Source organism: Nostoc sp. UIC 10607 (assembly GCF_047228265.1).
In the GTDB taxonomy this organism is placed as follows: Bacteria; Cyanobacteriota; Cyanobacteriia; order Cyanobacteriales; family Nostocaceae; genus Nostoc; species Nostoc foliaceum_A.
In genome coordinates this window covers 1-18,680 of record NZ_JBIQNW010000088.1, presented here as the reverse complement: position 1 = coordinate 18,680, position 18,680 = coordinate 1, and the positions used below count along the sequence as shown (strand labels likewise).

The 18,680-nt window shown below is 40.5% G+C and carries 16 protein-coding genes; 11 read left to right on the top strand and 5 right to left on the bottom strand.

What is annotated here, in order from left to right:
* The 3 genes from ACEYW6_RS32820 to ACEYW6_RS32810 form a co-directional block, all read left to right on the top strand.
* The coding region (locus tag ACEYW6_RS32820; RefSeq protein WP_412983084.1) for an ATP-binding domain-containing protein at positions 1 to 616 on the top strand (616 nt) is incomplete at its 5' end.
* Between the two features lie 199 nt (positions 617 to 815).
* Positions 816 to 1,766 (top strand): RpoD/SigA family RNA polymerase sigma factor, encoded by a 951-nt coding sequence (locus ACEYW6_RS32815; RefSeq protein ID WP_190898744.1) that lies wholly within the window; start codon positions 816 to 818, stop codon positions 1,764 to 1,766.
* Positions 1,767 to 1,858: 92 nt separating this feature from the next.
* Complete coding sequence (locus ACEYW6_RS32810) at positions 1,859 to 2,107, top strand: hypothetical protein (RefSeq protein ID WP_412983083.1); 249 nt, start codon at positions 1,859 to 1,861, stop codon at positions 2,105 to 2,107.
* 202 nt (positions 2,108 to 2,309) lie between these two features.
* Here ACEYW6_RS32810 and gntT read toward each other — a convergent pair whose 3' ends face one another.
* The 4 genes from gntT to ACEYW6_RS32790 form a co-directional block, all read right to left on the bottom strand.
* Complete coding sequence (gntT, locus tag ACEYW6_RS32805; protein WP_412983082.1) at positions 2,310 to 3,638, bottom strand: guanitoxin biosynthesis MATE family efflux transporter GntT; 1,329 nt, start codon at positions 3,636 to 3,638, stop codon at positions 2,310 to 2,312.
* Positions 3,639 to 3,756: 118 nt separating this feature from the next.
* Positions 3,757 to 4,359 (bottom strand): hypothetical protein, encoded by a 603-nt coding sequence (locus ACEYW6_RS32800; protein ID WP_412983081.1) that lies wholly within the window; start codon positions 4,357 to 4,359, stop codon positions 3,757 to 3,759.
* Positions 4,360 to 4,529: 170 nt separating this feature from the next.
* Entirely contained in the window at positions 4,530 to 6,746 is a 2,217-nt protein-coding gene (locus ACEYW6_RS32795) for an AAA family ATPase (protein WP_412983080.1), read from the bottom strand.
* 101 nt (positions 6,747 to 6,847) lie between these two features.
* The gene (locus tag ACEYW6_RS32790) at positions 6,848 to 7,549 is read right to left on the bottom strand and encodes an SDR family NAD(P)-dependent oxidoreductase (RefSeq protein ID WP_412983079.1); all 702 of its coding nucleotides are present in this window, start codon (positions 7,547 to 7,549) and stop codon (positions 6,848 to 6,850) included.
* 639 nt (positions 7,550 to 8,188) lie between these two features.
* Here ACEYW6_RS32790 and ACEYW6_RS32785 point away from each other — a divergent pair.
* From ACEYW6_RS32785 to ACEYW6_RS32760, 6 genes are all read left to right on the top strand, one after another.
* Positions 8,189 to 9,589, top strand: a complete 1,401-nt coding sequence (locus tag ACEYW6_RS32785) for an SWIM zinc finger domain-containing protein (protein ID WP_412983078.1) — start codon at positions 8,189 to 8,191, stop codon at positions 9,587 to 9,589.
* A gap of 1 nt (position 9,590) precedes the next feature.
* A complete protein-coding gene (locus ACEYW6_RS32780; RefSeq protein ID WP_412983077.1) occupies positions 9,591 to 13,802 on the top strand; it encodes a DEAD/DEAH box helicase in 4,212 nt (1,403 codons plus the stop codon).
* A 77-nt stretch (positions 13,803 to 13,879) separates the two neighbouring features.
* The gene (locus ACEYW6_RS32775; RefSeq protein WP_412983076.1) at positions 13,880 to 15,142 is read left to right on the top strand and encodes an AIPR family protein; all 1,263 of its coding nucleotides are present in this window, start codon (positions 13,880 to 13,882) and stop codon (positions 15,140 to 15,142) included.
* Between the two features lie 339 nt (positions 15,143 to 15,481).
* The gene (locus tag ACEYW6_RS32770) at positions 15,482 to 16,432 is read left to right on the top strand and encodes an RpoD/SigA family RNA polymerase sigma factor (protein ID WP_412983075.1); all 951 of its coding nucleotides are present in this window, start codon (positions 15,482 to 15,484) and stop codon (positions 16,430 to 16,432) included.
* A 206-nt stretch (positions 16,433 to 16,638) separates the two neighbouring features.
* Positions 16,639 to 17,160: a helix-turn-helix domain-containing protein gene (locus ACEYW6_RS32765; protein ID WP_412983074.1), complete on the top strand. Its 522-nt coding sequence runs from the start codon at positions 16,639 to 16,641 to the stop codon at positions 17,158 to 17,160.
* Between the two features lie 29 nt (positions 17,161 to 17,189).
* Entirely contained in the window at positions 17,190 to 17,414 is a 225-nt protein-coding gene (locus ACEYW6_RS32760; protein WP_412983073.1) for a hypothetical protein, read from the top strand.
* Here ACEYW6_RS32760 and ACEYW6_RS32755 read toward each other — a convergent pair.
* Positions 17,403 to 17,714, bottom strand: coding sequence for a hypothetical protein (locus ACEYW6_RS32755; protein ID WP_412983072.1), 312 nt, complete (start codon positions 17,712 to 17,714; stop codon positions 17,403 to 17,405). The two genes, ACEYW6_RS32760 and ACEYW6_RS32755, sit on opposite strands and share 12 nt — an antisense overlap.
* A 301-nt stretch (positions 17,715 to 18,015) precedes the next feature.
* Between ACEYW6_RS32755 and ACEYW6_RS32750 the strand changes: the two genes are divergently transcribed.
* Together ACEYW6_RS32750 and ACEYW6_RS32745 are read left to right on the top strand one after the other, a co-directional pair.
* Positions 18,016 to 18,222: a hypothetical protein gene (locus ACEYW6_RS32750; RefSeq protein ID WP_190901738.1), complete on the top strand. Its 207-nt coding sequence runs from the start codon at positions 18,016 to 18,018 to the stop codon at positions 18,220 to 18,222.
* Between the two features lie 16 nt (positions 18,223 to 18,238).
* Positions 18,239 to 18,680 (top strand): hypothetical protein (locus tag ACEYW6_RS32745; RefSeq protein ID WP_412983071.1); only part of this gene is annotated, 442 nt, incomplete at its 3' end.

Sequence of the window (18,680 nt, the reverse complement as noted above, 5' to 3'; positions counted from 1 at the left end):
GCCTGAACATGGTGTACAGGCAATCTGTGAGTTGATTACCGATTTGATTCCACGCTTAGGTTTTAATCCTGCCACTGATGTCCAAGTGCTTTGCCCGATGACACGGGGAGTAATCGGGACTCGTAACCTGAACACAGTATTGCAGCAGTTGATCAACCCACCCAGTTCGAGCAAGGTGGAGATTAACAGAGGTGGGAATTTGTTACGCGAGGGCGATCGCATCATCCAGCTAACCAACGACTACAACCGCGAAGTTTTCAACGGCGACTTGGGAATAATCCTCACCATTGATACTGTCGAGCAGGAAGTTACAGTACTGTATGGTGAGCGGACTGTGGTTTACGATTACGCTGACCTGAATGAAATTGCCCTTGCCTGGAGCATTTCTATTCATAAAAGCCAAGGCTCAGAATATCCGGTGATAGTTCTGCCAATCTATATGCAGCACTATATGATGTTGACTCGGAACCTGTTTTACACTGGGCTTACCCGTGCCAAGAAATTAGCGATCGTAGTTGGAGCAAAAAAAGCGATATCTCTGGCGGTGCGCTCTACTGATGACCAACGGCGGTACACAAGGTTACAGCAGAGGTTGCTTCAGGGAGGACTGCATTGATATGCCTTGGCTATTAAATAATTCGTAATTCGTAATTAAGTTTTGTGATGGGGATTTAGACCCCGACCCAAAACTTGCTTATTTTTTGAACTGCGGGATTTAAACCCACGGTAGGTACTCGGTTAAAAATAGAAAATTTTAATGAGCTATTTGATTTATACTTTTAAATCCCCTGGTTTAAAAAAGTCGAAAAGTTTGTATGTCCAGCCTGAGTTCCGACATGGTTCGCATCTATTTGCAAGAAATTGGTCAGTATCCTTTATTAAAGCCAGAGGAAGAAATTGCTTATGGTAGACAGGTACAAGAAATGATTGTCATTGAGCAATCTAAAAATGAACTCACTCAACAGCTAGACCGCGAACCAACAATGACAGAATTAGCCAACGCTGTTGAAAAAACCGAAGCACAAGTTCGAGCAGCACTACACCTTGGTCAAAAGGCTAAACAAAAAATGGTGACAGCTAACCTGCGACTAGTAGTTTCTGTTGCCAAGAAATACCAGAACCGCAATTTGGAATTTTTAGATTTGATTCAGGAAGGAGCAATCGGTTTACAAAGGGGTATAGAAAAGTTTGATCCCAATCGGGGCTATAAGCTATCGACCTACGCCTACTGGTGGATTCGTCAAGAGATTACACGCGCTATAGCAGAACAATCGCGCACTATTAGATTGCCTGTTCATCTCACTGAAATACTTACCAAAATTAAGAAAGTACAGCGAGAAAGCTTTCAAAAACTCGGTCGTCATGCCACTGCCGAAGAAATTGCATCAGCATTAAACATAAGCACAGATAAGCTTCGAGAATATCTCACTGCTTCTCGCACAGCCATTTCTTTAAATAAACAAGTGGGAGATGAAAAAGAGACAGAATTGGGCGAAATTTTAGCCAGCGATGCCGCTTCACCAGAAAAACTCCTTAGCCAAGAACTTCTATCGCAAGATGTAGCTAAATTCTTAGAACCATTGACACCTATACAGCGTCAAGTGTTAACTTTAAACTTTGGGCTAGAGAACGATCAGCATTTCAATCTAGCTCAGATTGGCCAACAGCTAAACCTCAGCCGAGAGCGGATTCGTCAAATCCAGGTCAAGGCGATAAGTATTCTCCGCCATCGACAAAGCGATATGCAAGAGTATTTAATTGATTAAGTAGAATTACTTTCGTCAGATGATGCACGGATCTTGTAGAACTAAGACGAAAAACTATATTAAAGAAGTAAGTCCACAACAGTAATCAGTCAATGCCCAGCAAAACAATTGATGTCCGAGAGTACACCGTCAGAGCGCATAAGCGGGAAATTCACACTCGCGTTTTCAACTTTGTGTGTAAGCAGTGCGAACAACCCACACAACGAGAAACCTTTGGTGTCCGACCGCTCTACTGTGAAAGATGTCGTCCGCCACAAGCACCCAAGAAATCAGTAGTCCCTCTTAGAAAACGGAAGCCCAGAGCTATGACTTATAGGAGTGATGAGGGTAAGCTAGGATAATTTTTTGTCAAAGATTGGTAGTCAGTGGTGGTGACTCAAAATCAAGCAAGAAAGTTGATTTCAGTCCCCACTTTTAACTTCGTAATGAACTCAAAAGCTTATTTTTTACTCCAGCATCAATCATTTTGGCGTAGGCATCACTCAAGGGCAAAATAGATAATTGAAAATATACATTTCCCGTGAAGATAGATTTATTCTGTATTCATCCCTGTCTTGTAGAAAATGATTTTGGTACACACAATGCCAAAGTTATTGTTCTTGCTGCCATAAATAAAGACATTGATAGCCATAGTAAATGACTATTATGGAAATACATTGCTGTAATTGCTGATGGAATAAAAACGATTACAGTGGCTTTCAGCATAGCTTGGCGAAGTGTATGACCTTGAGTCAACCCGAGAAAATAACCGTCTAGCGCATAAGCGACTGAGCCAAAACCCAAAACTGGTAACAACCAAGGAATATAAGAACGTAAATTATTGATAATATCAGTATGATTGGTCAGCAATCTTAACAGTGATTCTGGGGCAAAAATAAATGCAGTAGCAAACATTAATCCTATAACTAAGCTACTGACTACAGAAGTTTGCAACAGTTGTTTTAAAGAAGTAATATTTCCACTACCTTGAAAAATTCCAGCCAAGCTCTCAGTAGCGAATGCCAAGCCATCAATGAAATATGCTGCCAAGCTCACCAATTGCATAAGCAGGGTATTTGTCGCCAGAATTTCAGTTCCTAACATAGAACTGAGATTGCTAAACATCGCCATTGTCGAAATTAAAGCGAAAGTCCGAATAATAATTTCTCCATTCAGCATGAAAACTGATTTTAAAGCAGATAGGTTAAATACTTCCCCAATTGAAGCTTGTATTTGTTTAAATGAAATTGTTTGACAATATAGCAAAGTACCTACTATTAGCATCAGATACTGACTAGTGGCTGTCGCTAACCCAGCTCCTCTACTTGACCATCCCCACTGAACAATAAATAGATAATCAAGTAGTACATTTGCACAATTACTAATAGCTGAAAGCAACAAAACTTTACTACTTTGGGCTTGTCCAAGAAACCAACCAATCAAGACAAAGTTAATCAATGTTGCTGGGGCACCCCATATTAAAGCATTATAGAAATCAACACCAGAAGTTTTAACTTCTGGTGTTGCACTTAGAATTGCAAACCCTAATATTTGTAAAGGTTTTTGAAATATCAGGATGGCAAGTCCTAATATCAGTGCTAAAATTCCATGCTGTAAACCAATCAGTACTGCCGATTGGTTATCTTTACGCCCTATAGCCTGTGCAACCATTCCAGTTGTACCCATGCGTAAGAAACCGAATGTCCAATAAATATAATTGAATAAAATTGTTGCTATTGCCACACCTGCTAAATGACGAATCTCCGTTAAATGCCCTAAAAACATTACATCTATTAGTCCTGCCAACGGAACCATTAGATTTGAAAGAACATTTACAGATGCCAGTTTTAGAAAACTGCGAATGAATGCTGAACGTTGAGCAAAGATAGACAAAATTAGTAAATCCCTTGACCACAACAATGACCTACATTAGAGTTATTTTTTCGGCTTATCGGTCAGAATACCTTTCCTGTATTCTGACGACTGACGCATGTATTCTGATTGATAATTTTTAAAAATCATTATCCGTAAAGGGAACTATAGATGGTGAAAACCTTTTCAGCGATGGGTCAAATTCTAACCTCGCGGCATAATCATCTGTTTGTGAGACGGACAGTTCAATTGTTTGCTGATTTTTTTCATCAAAAAGCAACTGGATTTGATAATTACTCCAGAATTGGTCGCCTAGTTCATCTTCTAAATTGAAAAGCCGTTCTTCATCACCCCATATATTTGACCAAAGTCCGATCCTATTAGCGCGAAAATGATTTTGACCTGTTGTATCTGCAATTACAAAATATGCTTCGACATTTAAATCAAATCCCAAATCATCGGCTTCTGTCTCTGCTATTTGACAGTTAACCACTATTAAGGTATCGGGGTTAACGTTTACTACCTGTTCTTGGCGCTTTAATAATTCTTGTAGCACGAAATCAGGCAACAACTGGGAACTCTCCTCAAGTAATTGTTTTTGAGTTTCTGGGGAGTAACGAGTTTTTAACTCTTGCGTGATTAAAGTTAAAATATCTTCAGTAGCTAAATTGACAACTATCTTTTTATCTGCGGTATTAAGAAAACTTCCAACATTCAGATTAATGTGTTTTTTAATTGACATAATTCTCTAAAATCCTTTTGAACAGTTCATACTCATCTACAAATAAAGCGAAGGCAAGGAAAAATATTACCTAAGCTTCAGTTCTCCGTTTTGATTAAGACGTACTTCCGAGTAATTGCAGGAGTGAAAATCATAATTATAAATGACTGTGATTTGAGAGCCTATTATGTTCATGCGGTAATATTTAAAAATGCCACAGTGCTTGACCAATTAACAGATTTGTTGAGTAAGTAACGAACAAATAAATTTTTAATAATATTTATTTCCTCACTTGTCAAATTAGCAGCTAGACGATCTGCATAACTTGGTCGATTAGGATTAGCAGTAAATAAACGCTTGATAAAATTACCAGAGATGTGCATAGGTGTCAAATACTGCTCAAGAACTACTTGTACGCAGTGTCCATTTGAGGCAAAAGCGTGACGCAAATCATCAGCATCCCAGTTAAGCATGGGGTCAGAGGCATCTGTATAAATAGCTTCTTCCGCTAAAACTAATCGCTCATACAATTGGACATCGAGATTTTGGCTGGGCAGTAAGCGGTAAAACCTTTGGGTATGACGAGGTACTGTTTCACTTAAAATAAGCTTGATTGAGTGCGGGAGCAATTGAGCTAAAATTTGAGCAGCAAGTCCCTTGTCTAGTTCCGAGGCTAGTACATTGCGCCCAATAATAGAGTCAAACTGTACATTTGGTGCAAGAGATGCCAGCATAGCAGGTATCTGTGCAACAGATGCAGTAAAAATTATTGGTCGCATTGTTTCAGGAAGTGCCGCAGCAAGTTCTATTAAAGCATTGGCATCAGAGCGATTGCGAACACAGGCATAAACCCCACCTTCAGGAACTTGCCGGATTGCTTCCCAAGTAAGTAAACCAGTGGCGGCATTTAGATCCAATACTAAATGATGACGTTGTAATTGGGCGAAAGTGAAAATGCGTTCGCGCACAGATGCTAATTGTGTACTTACCTGAGAAAGTGTGCGTTGCAACCAGCGCTCATCTGCTCGGTCAACAGTTCCATAAGTCATGACTTCCATTGGTGCAACACCAATACCTTCTACTATTGCAGCAAGTTGGGCTTCCCGACGACGCGCCACTTGTGTTGCGATTTGGTGTTCATAACCTTGGGTTGAAGGTTGATAAAACAATTGACCTTGCAAGCTGGTGGGTAAATATTGCTGTTCTACCCAATGATCTCGATAAGCGTGAGGATAGAGATAACCCGCCCCATGTCCAAAACCTTTTTGATCGCGATTGGCATCTTTAAGATGAGTGGGAACGGGAGTAACATTTTCAATTTCTACTGCGGCTAAAGCATCAAAAAAGCCCATAATGCTATTGGATTTTGGTGCAGTCGCTAAATAAAGTACTGCCTGCGCCAAATGATAACGTCCTTCCGGCATTCCCACGCGATCAAATGCTTCAGCACAAGCATTTGTAACGACAACTGCTTGTGGGTCAGCCAATCCGACATCTTCACTGGCAAGAATTAACATACGACGGAAGATGAAGCGCGGGTCTTCACCGGCATAAACCATTTTGGCCAGCCAATAGAGTGCTGCATCTGGGTCAGAACCTCGTAAGCTCTTAATAAAAGCACTGATGGTATCAAAATGGGCATCCCCTTCTTTGTCGTATAAAACAGCACGTTGTTGAATTGATTCTTCTGCTACTGCTAGGGGAATATGAATAACACCTGTAGCATCAGGGGGTGTAGTCTCTACAGCCAGTTGCAAAGCATTCAATAACGAACGAGCATCACCATTGGCAACATTAACTAGATGAGCTAAAGCATCTGTGTCAATTTGTACTGTTAACTTGCCATAACCGCGTTCCGAATCAGCTAGTGTTTGCTCAACAATTTTGTATAAATCTTTATCAGTTAATTGCTGAAGTTGAAAAATTCGCGAACGGCTAACCAGTGCTTTATTGACTTCAAAAAAAGGATTTTCGGTGGTAGCACCAATGAGAATGATTGTCCCATTCTCTACCCAAGGCAATAGAGCATCTTGCTGAGACTTGTTAAAACGATGGACTTCATCGACAAAAAGAATAGTTCGTTGATTATGAAACTTGCGCTGTTCTTGGGCTTTTTCAATTGCCGCTCGAATTTCTTTAACTCCTGAGAGTACAGCATTGATAGCGATGAAGTGAGCGCGGGTGGTGTTGGCAATAACCCGCGCTAAAGTAGTCTTGCCAGTCCCTGGTGGCCCAGAAAAGATTAAGGAAGACAGTTGATCCAAACTAATAGCACGCCGCAGTAGCCTTCCTTGCCCGATAATATGGTCTTGACCAATAAATTCGTCAAGTGTCCGTGGACGCATCCGAGCCGCCAGTGGTGCTTCTTTTTCAGTTATTTTTGCAAGATGCTGGTCAAATAAATCCATTATTAAATACGTCGAGAGAAGGTGGGGTTTTTCAAGCCATAGAAGATATGAAGATATATGTATGCTTTTTCAAGGTAAAAAACTATAACGACAATTAACATCTAAAAAGAAATTACTTTACGATCTCGCAAAAATTTACCGTTTATATTGCGTGGAGCATCAGTAGCCAACCAAATAGCAGTGTCGGCTCCTTCTGCTGGCGTGCGCGGTGCTGATGACCCACCCATATCTGTTTTAACCCACCCCGGACAAATGGAATTGACAACAATCCCAAAAGATTGTGCAGCTTGTGCCAGCATAATTGTTGCACCATTTAATGCCAGCTTTGATAGGCAGTAACTTGGGACATCATAAGACAAGTCTTCTAATGCTCCATATCCGCTTGAAACGTTGACAACTCTAGCATCAGGGGATTTTTCCAGCAGGGGTAAAAATGCTTGTACCATTCGAATTGCACCAAAGGTGTTGGCATTCATCGTGGAATCAAGTAACTCACGAGAAATGGTAAGAATATTTACATCTTTATCTGGATACACGCCAGCATTATTAATCAAAACATCTAACCGAGTAATTTTCTGGTGCAGGGTTTTTACTGCTTGGTTGATAGAACGATCATCAGTGACATCCAATTTGAGAGGAATTACCTTTGGTTGAAGTTTCTGGGCCGCAAGTTTTGCGTTATCAAACGAGCGGGAAGTGATAATTATCGAGTAGCCTTTTGCCAGTAGACCTTGAGCGATGGCAAACCCAATCCCTCGGTTTCCAACTGTGACTAATGCCCATTTGTTTTGTGTAGATTCCATGTTATGTTCTACCTTGTGTTAAGAATGCTTGCTTTTGTTGAATTAGAGAATAGCAATTCGTTGGTTTGTGTGCCGTGATTAATTGAAATTTCGATACAGTACCTGCTTAATGCCTTCAAGAATCTACAACAGATGTGATGATGCGTTTGTAGCGTTTACGCTGTGTTGACCATTTGTTACATGCTTGCGTAACTGTTTGTCTGTCTTGTTGTGATAAAAGCTCATCAGCTTCAGAATATCTGAAAAAGTTGGTAAAGATACTGACAACAACAGTTTCACAATCAACCTATCCACTTTGTCCAATCGGGCGCATCTGTGACCAGTTGAGCAAACTTGGACGGTTCAATATCCTCAAACCTGAAATCACGCCCCACAGTTCATCACTCGTTAGGGTACTGAGTAAATAAGTGCATCAATGCCGTATTCCATAACAATATCTTAGCCAAAAGAAGAGGGTGAAGAGATAGGGCGCTCTGTAGTAGGGTTATTGTCTATGATTATGATGGTTGGTGCAAACATATCGTTGCCACCTTATTAAGCTGTTCGCGTCAATCAGAGATTATTGAAGAACGTCCAACGCTAGAACAGTTATTAAATCGCCTTGATCTTCTTCAAACTCAGCGATTACTGCAAGAACTGGTGGAAAATAGACCAGAAATAATTGATGATATTGATGAGTTTGTCAGTTTGATAGACTTACCAAAACCAAAAACAAAACAGCCCTCTACCCGCCAAAGCAAAATTGACATATCACCTTTCCGCTCTCATGTCAAGTGGATTTTGCGGGATGGATTGAAAGAATTAGAGTATGGTTCAGAAGAAGATCCATTTACAGATGATTTGCTGGCTGTAATTGAGAAAGCGCGGGAGTTAGCAGAAAATGGAGATGGCAATAATGTGATCGCAATTCTCGAAACTATTACCGAAACTTATGCCCAAGAATGGGACGAGTTGCTAGATTACGGTGGAGACAGTTATTCCATTGCAGAACCTCTTGATAGCGCCTGGACAGAAGCAATTTTGTGTGCAGAAATGTCTACAGGAGAAATAGTAAATTTGCAATTGATGTTGGAATCATGGCAAGACGAAATCAGTGCAGACTTTAGTATGAGTTTAGAAGCATTGCGTCAAGGTTGGGATTATGAACCACTTCAACAAATTATGCAAGGAGATGATACCGCAGAACTTTGGGAAAATGAACGACCAAGCTTTGCTGATGATTTAGCATTGATTCGCTTGCAAATTCTTGAACGTCAAAATCGTTATACAGAGTATTTAAATCTAGCTTTAGCAGAAGAAATGACTCTGCAATACCTGACGCAATTAGCAGCTTTAGGAAGAGTAGAAGAAGCCATGTCTGCGGCTAAAATCCTGATGGAAAGAGCAGAAGAGGGTTTTGCCTTGGCAAAAATATTGCGAGAAGATGGTTATTTCGTTGAAGCATTGGAAATATGCCTTGCTGGTATAAATCTAACAGGTAACTGTTTATATGAATTTGCTACTTGGACAAGTAATTTAGCCCAAGGATTAGAAGATAATGCCACTGCCTTAACTGCTAGCATCATTGCTTTTAAAATCAGACCATCGTTTCGAGACTATGGTAAGATTCAAGACTATGCAGGAGAAACTTGGTTGACGGTCAAACAAGATTTACTGCAAACACTACGAGAGCAGCCAGATTGGGGAATAAAAGAAGCTCAAGTTGATATTTTCCTCCATGAAGGATTAATTGATGATGCAATTAAAACAGTAGAAAGAGATACTTACTATGCTTCAGAATTGGTACATCGAGTCATGGATGCAGCAGTTTCCCATCGTGCAGATTGGGTAATTGATAACGCTCGCAGACGGGCAGAACCAATTATGGAACAAGGAAAAGCTGACCGTTATGACGCTGCGGTTAATTGGCTCAAAAAAGTAAAAGCTGCGTATCTTCACCTTGGACAAAAAGCTGAATGGTCTGCTTATCGCTCACAACTAGAAGCGGCTCATGGACGCAAACGTAAATTAATGGAATTATTTAAAGAACTGAATAAATAATATGACTATTTTTGAGCCTAATTCTACAATACAACAAGCACTACTCGCAAGGAAATATTTCGAGTTACATTCTTCCATACAAAAAATTATTCAGTTATTTTCGGTAATTTATGCACCGATAGACAAAAATTCATTTGTAAGTTGTTTTAGTAAAATTAACGCTTTAGATGAAAACAATAAACCTTGGGTTACTAAAACCCTCAGTCACCAAATTGATAAATTGTTAAAAGCAGGCTTGTTAGTACAGGAGAGCAGACAAGGTGCTGAATGTCATCCGTTACTCACAGAAATAGCTACTCGTCATGCTGTACAAACCGGACAGTTTGAAATCCTCGTCACAGCAGTAGAAGAGAAGCTACCAATACGTACTCACTGGAACAGAGATTCTCGGATATTCTCCAGTCTGCGCCAGTGTATCAGAGAAATCCGCATTGGTATTTATCGCCAAGACCTTAGTTTTATTAATCAGCAAATTGAAGCTTACCAGAAGTACGCTGATAGCGAAGAAAAAATAGTAATAGAAAATATCTTTGAGCAGATATACAATAATCCATTTGATGCAGATTGGTTTAACACCCTTCCACAAGGATTATATGAAAGTGGTATATCCAGTATTCTCTTCAATTCAGCCTTAAAATTATCCGCTTCTGAAGATGCGTTGATGCTGCTGGAAGAAGAATGCTCTACACCTGGAAAACATTGCTCAGATTATCTGCATCTGATTTTGACAGAACAACTGTTGTTACAGGGTTGTACCCAAGAAGCACAAGAAAGTCTAGAGCGGATATCAAATGAATATCAAAATAATGCTGCTATCTTTTGGGGTTGGTTAAGTTTTCTGCGGGGTGAGAATGAACAAGCTATCAAATATTATAAAGATGCCTTGAAAGCCATCAAAAAGGCTACAGGCAAACGCCAAATATATTTCAATACAATTGGGGGCTTATTTTTCATCCTCGCACTTTTAAAAGATGGTTCAGCGCAACGCCTCAAAGAAGCAGAAGGGTATACCAGTTTGATGTCCCGTCAAGGGGATCATTGGCTCAGGTTCACTTATGGTAGACTGAAAATGTTACTGCAAGTACACCTTGGTGATATTACTCAAAAACAATTTGTAGTCAGTGGTCATATTTCTTCCGTGGAAGAAGAAAATAGCTTACAAACATTATTTTGTTCACTATGCCTTTACTGGATGGATGCTGAGAGTGCTAAAAAACGCTTACTTAATTTACTAGAACCATTGTATCGGCGATCGCTCACCTCTGGTTATCACTGGTTGGCAATGGAAACCGCAGAACTCCTATCCCGAATCAAACCCAGCAGTAACTATAAACAACTTGCAGAGGCACTGCGAGAAGATAGCAACTTCCATTCCATCGTAGATTTAATTCGACCCCAAGAAGCTTGGGAAATGTGCCTCAATGCCTTGGCAAATCTCCAAAAAGAACCACAAACATCCCTAAAACCAGAATCGGAACTGCGTTTAGCATGGTTCATCACCTTCTATCCCAGCAGATGTGTATTGCAACCAAAGGAACAGAAAGTTAATGCAAAAGGCGAGTGGAGTAAAGGTCGCCCTATAGCCCTCAAGCGCCTGAGTAGTGGATTATCTGAGTTTGATTACATCACCCCCCAAGATATGCGGGTATGTAGTTGTATTGAGGCATATAGTGATGGCTATTACGGCAAAGTTGATTATACCTTCGGTGAAAAAGCCATCTCTGCTTTAATTGGACACCCCTTGGTTTTTTGGGAAGATACACCTAATATCCGTGTAGAAATTGTTAAAGGAGAACCAGAACTACTAGTTAAGAAAGAAAAACTTGGCCGTCTCACGTTGGAATTTTCTCCCAAATTACTAGAATCACAAAATATTCTGCATATCAAAGAAACCCCAACCCGCATCAAAGTCATTGAAATTACTGCCGAACACAGACGCATTGCAGAGATTATTGGTATAGATAATAAATTAAATGTGCCTGCGATCGCAGAAAAGCAAGTTTTAGCAGCCATAAATGCCGTCTCTGGCATCGTTACCGTACATTCTGACATTGGTGGCGGTTCAGAAGGTGCAGAAGAAGTACCCGCCCAAACTCTCCCCCATATTCACCTTTTACCTGCCAATGCCGGCTTGAAAATCAGCCTTTTGTCACGTCCCTTTGCCCAAGGTGGCCCCTACTACCGTCCTGGTACAGGTGGTGAAACTGTAATTGCCGAGATTGACGGTAAACGTCTCCAAACCAGACGAAATCTGTCTGAAGAGAAGCAACTTGCCAAAGACGCTATAGCCGCTTGCGCCACCTTGACTCAAATTGAAGAACAAGATGGTGAATGGATTATAGACGATCCAGAAGACTGTTTAGAACTGCTGCTAGAACTGCAAACGCTGGGAAATAACGTAGTCATAGAATGGCCACAAGGAGAAAAACTGCGTGTTAGTCACAATGCCGACTTGAAAGACTTTAATTTATCAATTCAACGTCAGCAAGACTGGTTTGCAGCCACAGGGGAGTTGAAATTGAATAATGACCTGGTGTTGGATATGCAGCAACTACTAGAACTATTGGAGAAAACCCCCAGCCGTTTTATCCCCCTTGGTGATGGTCAATTTCTGGCTTTAACTCAAGCTTTTCGGAAACGCCTCGACGAATTGCGGATGTTTTCGGAAAAGCATAATAAAGGTATTCGTTTTCACCCCTTAGCAACATTAGGATTAGAGGATTTTGTCGATGAGGTAGGTAAAGTAAAAGCAGATAAACACTGGAAGGCACATAGAGAGCGTCTCAAGGAAGTGCAGAACCTCCAACCAGAACTGCCATCTACGCTTATTGCAGAACTACGTGACTACCAGATGGAGGGTTTTTGTTGGCTAGCACGTCTGGCACATTGGGGTGTAGGAGCTTGTTTGGCAGACCAAATGGGACTCGGTAAGACCTTGCAGGCATTAGCTGTCATTCTCAGAAACGCCCATGAAGGGCCAACCCTAATTATTGCCCCAACTTCTGTGTGCATGAATTGGGTAAGTGAAGCGCAGAAGTTTGCCCCAACCTTAAACATTATTCAATTTTCTGGTGCTAACCGCCAAAAATTATTGGATGGTTTACAACCATTGGATATGTTGGTATGCAGTTATGGTTTGTTGCAGCAGGAAGAAGTAGCGCAAATGCTTTCTGGTGTACAGTGGCAAACAATTGTTCTGGATGAAGCCCAGGCGATTAAAAATATGACCACTAAACGTTCTCAGGCAGCTATGAACCTAAAATCTAATTTTAAGTTGCTGACTACTGGGACTCCGATTGAGAATCACCTGGGTGAGTTATGGAATTTGTTCCGCTTTATTAATCCTGGGTTATTGGGTTCTTTTGAAAGCTTTAATCAACGCTTTGCTACCCCCATTGAAAAATATCAGGATAAACTTGCACGTAATAAACTCAAAAAACTTATTCAACCATTTCTGTTGCGGCGGACGAAAAATCAGGTATTAGAAGAGTTGCCATCTCGTACCGAAATTCTCCTTCATGTGGAATTAAGTCGAGAGGAAAAGGCGTTCTATGAAGCGTTGCGCCGCCAGGCCATATCTAAACTTACCGAAAGTGATGCAGAAGCAGGAAAGAAACATTTGCAAGTTTTGGCTGAGATTATGAAACTGCGTCGTGCTTGCTGTAATCCTAGTTTGGTTATGCCTGATACGGAATTATCCAGTTCCAAGTTGCAACTTTTTGGTGAAGTGCTGGGTGAACTGCTGGAAAATCGTCATAAAGCGTTAGTGTTTAGTCAGTTTGTTGACCATTTGCACATTATCAGAGATTACCTCGAACAGCAAGGTATTAATTATCAATATTTAGATGGCAGTACTTCAGTGGCAGAGCGCAAAAAACGGGTTGATGCATTCCAAGCTGGTTCAGGGGATGTCTTTCTGATTAGTCTCAAAGCAGGGGGGACAGGACTTAATCTGACTGCGGCTGATTATGTGATTCATACAGACCCTTGGTGGAATCCCGCAGTGGAAGACCAAGCCTCAGACCGCGCCCATCGCATTGGGCAACAACGCCCAGTTACTATTTATCGTCTAGTCGCAAAGGATACTATTGAAGAAAAGATTGTGCAATTGCATCAACACAAGCGAGATTTGGCAGACAGCCTCTTGGAAGGTGCTGATATCAGTGGCAAGATTTCGACGGAAGCCTTGTTACAGTTGATTAGTGAAGGATAAGCTGTCCTGCTTATATAATTTTAGATTTTTGATTTCCTGATTGCACAAGTTCAAGATTAACTCAACTCTAATCAACTATGCCCAAAACTTGGAACATCAAGATAGATAACTATTTTCAAGCCAATCCCAATTGCATTATCGCCACAGCCCATGTAGACTCGTTCCCTATAGACCTGCCGCTAGAACCGAACATCCGCGAACCGAACCGCAAAAGCGCGACCTACAGACAAATCTTCGACTCACTGACCACCGAACCTGCAAAATTCTTCTCTCGCCACAGTGGAATCGTTCTGTCAGCTAATATTGCTAAACCTGTCAAGAACAAAACTGAACTGGAGCTAGAAATTTTAGAAGCCTCGGAGGGCGGTAGCGATGGCATTATTAACGGGGGGCATACAGTTTTAGCTTTTGAGCAAGCTAAAAATTACAACTACAATTTAACCGAAGCCAGAGTAAAAGTTACGATTCACATCGGACTGACTGAAGAATCAGCCAAAGATATAGCCCTAGCAAGTAATACTACAACGCCAGTAGATTCTCGCTCCAAAGTCAACGCCAGGGGTGATTACAAATTCATCAAGCAGTATTTAGCCCAGTTAGAAAGAGCAGAAGATAGAAAATTTAGAATAGCCTATTACCAAAACCAAAGCGGCGCTCCCAGAAATGCTCAGTGCAATGTTACCCACTTGCTCAAGCTCCTTTACTGCCTCGACAGAAATAAATACAACCCGGACGGCAATAAACGAACCAAGCACCCAGCAGGGATGAGTCTTCCAAGTAACATCACAGATGCAGAAAGGGAAAGATTAACCGCCTTACTGCCTCTCTTGACTCATGCTTTGTGGATAGAACAAAGACTCTACGAAATAATCCAAGAACATATCAGCAACCCCAGAAGAAAGGGTGCTAACGACCTAGCATCAATTGATATACGTAAAACGACGTTATTACCTGACAGCAAGTATTCATTCGGGTTTGGTGCGCCAACTGACCTCGCATTACCGATAATTGCGTCCTATCGGGTATTTTTGGACAAAGACTATAAATGGATTCTGCCGTTTAACGAATTTGCCGAAGATTTCCTGCAACACTTGTGGAATAACTATTTCCGTAAATACTTGGTGTCGGAGAAAACAGCAGGTAATACAGTCGGCACAAAAATCAGCCGCAATCAAGAGATTTGGGAAAGTTTGTACATTTCGGCGCAGAGTTATCTAAATCAACACTTGGTGAAAATGGTCAACTCTAGTAAGCAAGAAGAATCTCATGTGACACAAGGTGCAAACAAGAGGGGAAAAGGGAAAAGGGGTGAACTCAACGCAACCACTGTGCCTAAATAGTTTTTACCGAACAGGGTATGAGGTATAGGGGAAAGACTTTTAGTCCCCATACCCTACTTGAATTTTCCAGTTAAGTCAGGAACTGTCAAAATAACTTGGGTAACGCCATAATTAATTCTCAATAAGTTAAATTTAATGACAAAAACTGGCAGAAGTATAACTTTGGGATGGAGGTATAGTAAGCGCTCACTGGATACCGTTATGGATGATTACGTTCTAAATTGAATTCAACTATTGCAATCTCAGGTTGATATTTTTAGCTGTTTAAATTAGGAAAATTAATTCAGCGATTTGATTTATACTTTTAGGTTCGTCTAAATATCAAAAAAGTTTTGTTGTATGTCCAGCCTGAGTCCAGACATGGTTCGTATCTATTTGCAAGAGATTGGTCGTTATCCAATGCTAACCGCAGACCAAGAAATTGCTTATGGCAGGCAGGTACAGCAAATCATGGCAATTGAGCAAAGAAAAAATGTACTCACCCAACAACTAGATCGTGAGCCAACAATGGTCGAATTAGCTGTTGATATTGATAAAAGTGAATTGGAAATAGCTCAAATACAAAATCTTGGGCAACGAGCCAAACAAAAAATGGTAACAGCAAACTTGCGTCTGGTGGTTTCGATTGCCAAAAAATATACTAAGCGCAATCTGGAATTCTTAGATTTGCTGCAAGAAGGGGCAATAGGTTTACAAAGGGGTGTAGAAAAATTTGACCCCAATCGCGGCTATAAGCTTTCCACCTACGTATACTGGTGGATTACGCAATCAATTACACGAGCAATTGCAGAGAAATCCCGTACTGTACGTTTGCCAATTCATATCACCGAACAACTCAACAAAATTAAGAAAATACAGCGAGAATTATTTCAGACACTGGGTCGTCCAGCCAGTGTTGTAGAAATTGCTGAAACTTTAGACTTACAACCAAGCCAGATTAGGGATTTTCTCAGCAGTTCAAAGCAGCCAATTTCTCTAGATGTAAAGATTGGAGATAACCAAGACACAGAACTTAGTCAACTTTTACCAGATGAGGGCATATCTCCAGACGAACATATCACCAAAGAGCTTTTGCGCCAAGACATTAATAGTTTATTAGAATCACTTAAACCGACGCAACGTGAAGTATTAATTTTGCGTTTTGGGTTAGAGAACGATCAAGAACTAACTTTAGCTCAGATTGGAGAGAAATTGAATGTCAGTAGAGAACGAGTTCGCCAAATTCAGCAGCAAGCAATCACTGTTCTACGTCGTCAAAAAACTGAAATTAAAGAGTATTTAGTTTCCTAAAGGACGCTAAAAGTTAATATCTAGAGTGGTAAAACTTGGTAGAGTAGATTTTTCATGATTGAAATAGGCGTAAATAGGTAAACCAAAATTTTCAGTAATAACGAATTTACTACGTTTAAGTTTTTGCTCTAGCTAGCTTTGCCACTCTAGGTTAATATTTTAGCGGACTGAATTTGGTGAGAAGTGGGGCATCTAAGTAGAACGAGGTGAAAAAACCAAACTATGTAAAGATAAGTAAATACGTACAATGTGTCTACAAAGGTAACAGCGATATGGGTAGTCGTTTAAGGGTATTTCTGACTAGAGAGCAAGATCGAACTCTTTTAAACCTGAGAACGGCAGATGTACCTCAGAAGGTGAAAGACAGAGCCGAAGTGATTAGATTGAGCGCACATGGTTGGTATGTAGAGAAGATAGCAGCACACTTTAACTGGACTGCCCAAACAGTGAGAGAAGTGTTGCATAGATGGGAGCATTTTGGCTTAGAGGGGCTTTGGGAAAAATCAGGGCGAGGAGGAAAATCAAGGTGGGCGGAAGCTGACATGCTTTTCTTAGAAGAATGTTTGGAGCTTGAGCCACGTACATATAACAGTGTTCAGTTAGCTCGAAAATTAGAACAAGAACGCTCCGTAAAATTAAGTCCTGACTGGTTAAGACAGGTACTTAAAAAAAGGGGATCATTTGGAAACGAACCAGGAAAAGCCATAAGGGAAAACAAGACCCGGTAGTACAGCAAATCAAACAGGCTGACTTAGAAATGCTGGAATTATCTGCGGCTGTTGGCGAAATCGATTTAAAGTATGTGGATGAATCAGGGTTTTGTACTTGGAGCGAACCGAGTTACAGTTACTACTTCCGAGGACAGCAAAAACGCTTGGAGCAGAGTAAGCGCCGGGGTCGAAGGTTAAGTATTATTGGGTTTTTTCAACCTTTAATTAGTTTTGTGTTCGGTTTGGTCATTGGGGGTGTTTCACGCCAATAAATATTCTGGAGAAATTTTCCAATCCTGTTGTTTAGAAATCTTTGAGGGATAACCACAAAAATCTATATCCCAAAGCTTTTGTTCATGAAAAATTCTCACTCCAAAAGACGTATAATCATGAGCCATATTTTCTAATTCACAATAATTCTTGGCTGATTGATAGTTAAAGTCTCGTTTGCTAACTCTTAAACCTATCTCACGAGGATAAGTCTGAATTACCAAATACTCGACTTCATAAAATGGATTAAAATTTGTGGAGATTCTTTCGTTTAAAAATAAAAAATCTGTGGATGTGTCCATACTGAAGTTCCTTAATAATTTTTCTTATTTAATGATTTTATAACTGAATTATTACGCCTTTTTGACTCATTCCAAATAACAAATACTAGACCGAAGCAAGCAGTTGAGCCTACTACAAATCCCGATGGGCGACCACCAGTAAGCAATAGCATTATTAGAAAAACAATGCCGACCTGAGCCGTTTGCAAAAATATCGAAGGTAGGCTGGAAATTGAACTTTTCATGGGATACCTATAAAATGTAGTGATTGATATGAAATAGGTAAAATTCACAAATGCAATGAATTTGGGATGATAATGTGATGAATCCACTTGCAGAACTTGCTACAGACATGACTGACCGTTACCAAATCACCATTACTCTTTGTAAAAAAGCTTATGACCAGTACAAAGAAGTTTCTGATTGGAAAGAAATTCCCATGGCCACCTTATTGCGCCAAATACTAGAACGTGAGCAAGAATCCCCGGCTTTCGCTTCTTTATACAGGAGGGCTGCCGTCAAGGAATAAGAACAAAGAACAAACTATGGAAAAAAAATATCCCTTGGACTGGTTAAAGCTGTCTTGTGAAAAAGTTTATTGCTGTTCAATTACAGCGAGGACTTGGCGCAAATGGCTTCGACTGTGCCAAGTTCCCCAATATTCCCGTGATGTTGAAGCCGAAAAAGCACTTTACCTTTTGACTTTGGCTTACATGAAAAAACTAAAGCCTTGTCAAAAATTTACTTTACTTCAGATTAAGTTCAAACTTAAAGAAAACCCTTCTTCAGAATTACATCTTGCTGAAGCCATTTATGACGCTCGTTTCACTAACGCCAAAGGAGCAGACTTACCAGAAATCATTTTGAGAGTTACTGGTAAGCAAGTCGCTTTACGAACTCTCTACCGTTGGGGGAGCAATGCGGTTTTGTCAGATCCGGTAAAAAACAAGCGATGCCTTCGGCGGGCGCAGCCATCGCAAAAATCAA

Coding starts and splice junctions, on each gene's coding strand:
- ACEYW6_RS32810 (WP_412983083.1), top strand. CDS start 1,859: ATGCCCAGCAAAACAATTGATGTCCGAGAGTACACCGTCAGAGCGCAT.
- ACEYW6_RS32755 (WP_412983072.1), bottom strand. CDS start 17,714: ATGGACACATCCACAGATTTTTTATTTTTAAACGAAAGAATCTCCACA.
- ACEYW6_RS32775 (WP_412983076.1), top strand. CDS start 13,880: ATGCCCAAAACTTGGAACATCAAGATAGATAACTATTTTCAAGCCAAT.
- ACEYW6_RS32790 (WP_412983079.1), bottom strand. CDS start 7,549: ATGGAATCTACACAAAACAAATGGGCATTAGTCACAGTTGGAAACCGA.
- ACEYW6_RS32780 (WP_412983077.1), top strand. CDS start 9,591: ATGACTATTTTTGAGCCTAATTCTACAATACAACAAGCACTACTCGCA.
- ACEYW6_RS32800 (WP_412983081.1), bottom strand. CDS start 4,359: ATGTCAATTAAAAAACACATTAATCTGAATGTTGGAAGTTTTCTTAAT.
- ACEYW6_RS32795 (WP_412983080.1), bottom strand. CDS start 6,746: ATGGATTTATTTGACCAGCATCTTGCAAAAATAACTGAAAAAGAAGCA.
- ACEYW6_RS32760 (WP_412983073.1), top strand. CDS start 17,190: ATGCTGGAATTATCTGCGGCTGTTGGCGAAATCGATTTAAAGTATGTG.
- ACEYW6_RS32815 (WP_190898744.1), top strand. CDS start 816: ATGTCCAGCCTGAGTTCCGACATGGTTCGCATCTATTTGCAAGAAATT.
- ACEYW6_RS32770 (WP_412983075.1), top strand. CDS start 15,482: ATGTCCAGCCTGAGTCCAGACATGGTTCGTATCTATTTGCAAGAGATT.
- ACEYW6_RS32750 (WP_190901738.1), top strand. CDS start 18,016: ATGAATCCACTTGCAGAACTTGCTACAGACATGACTGACCGTTACCAA.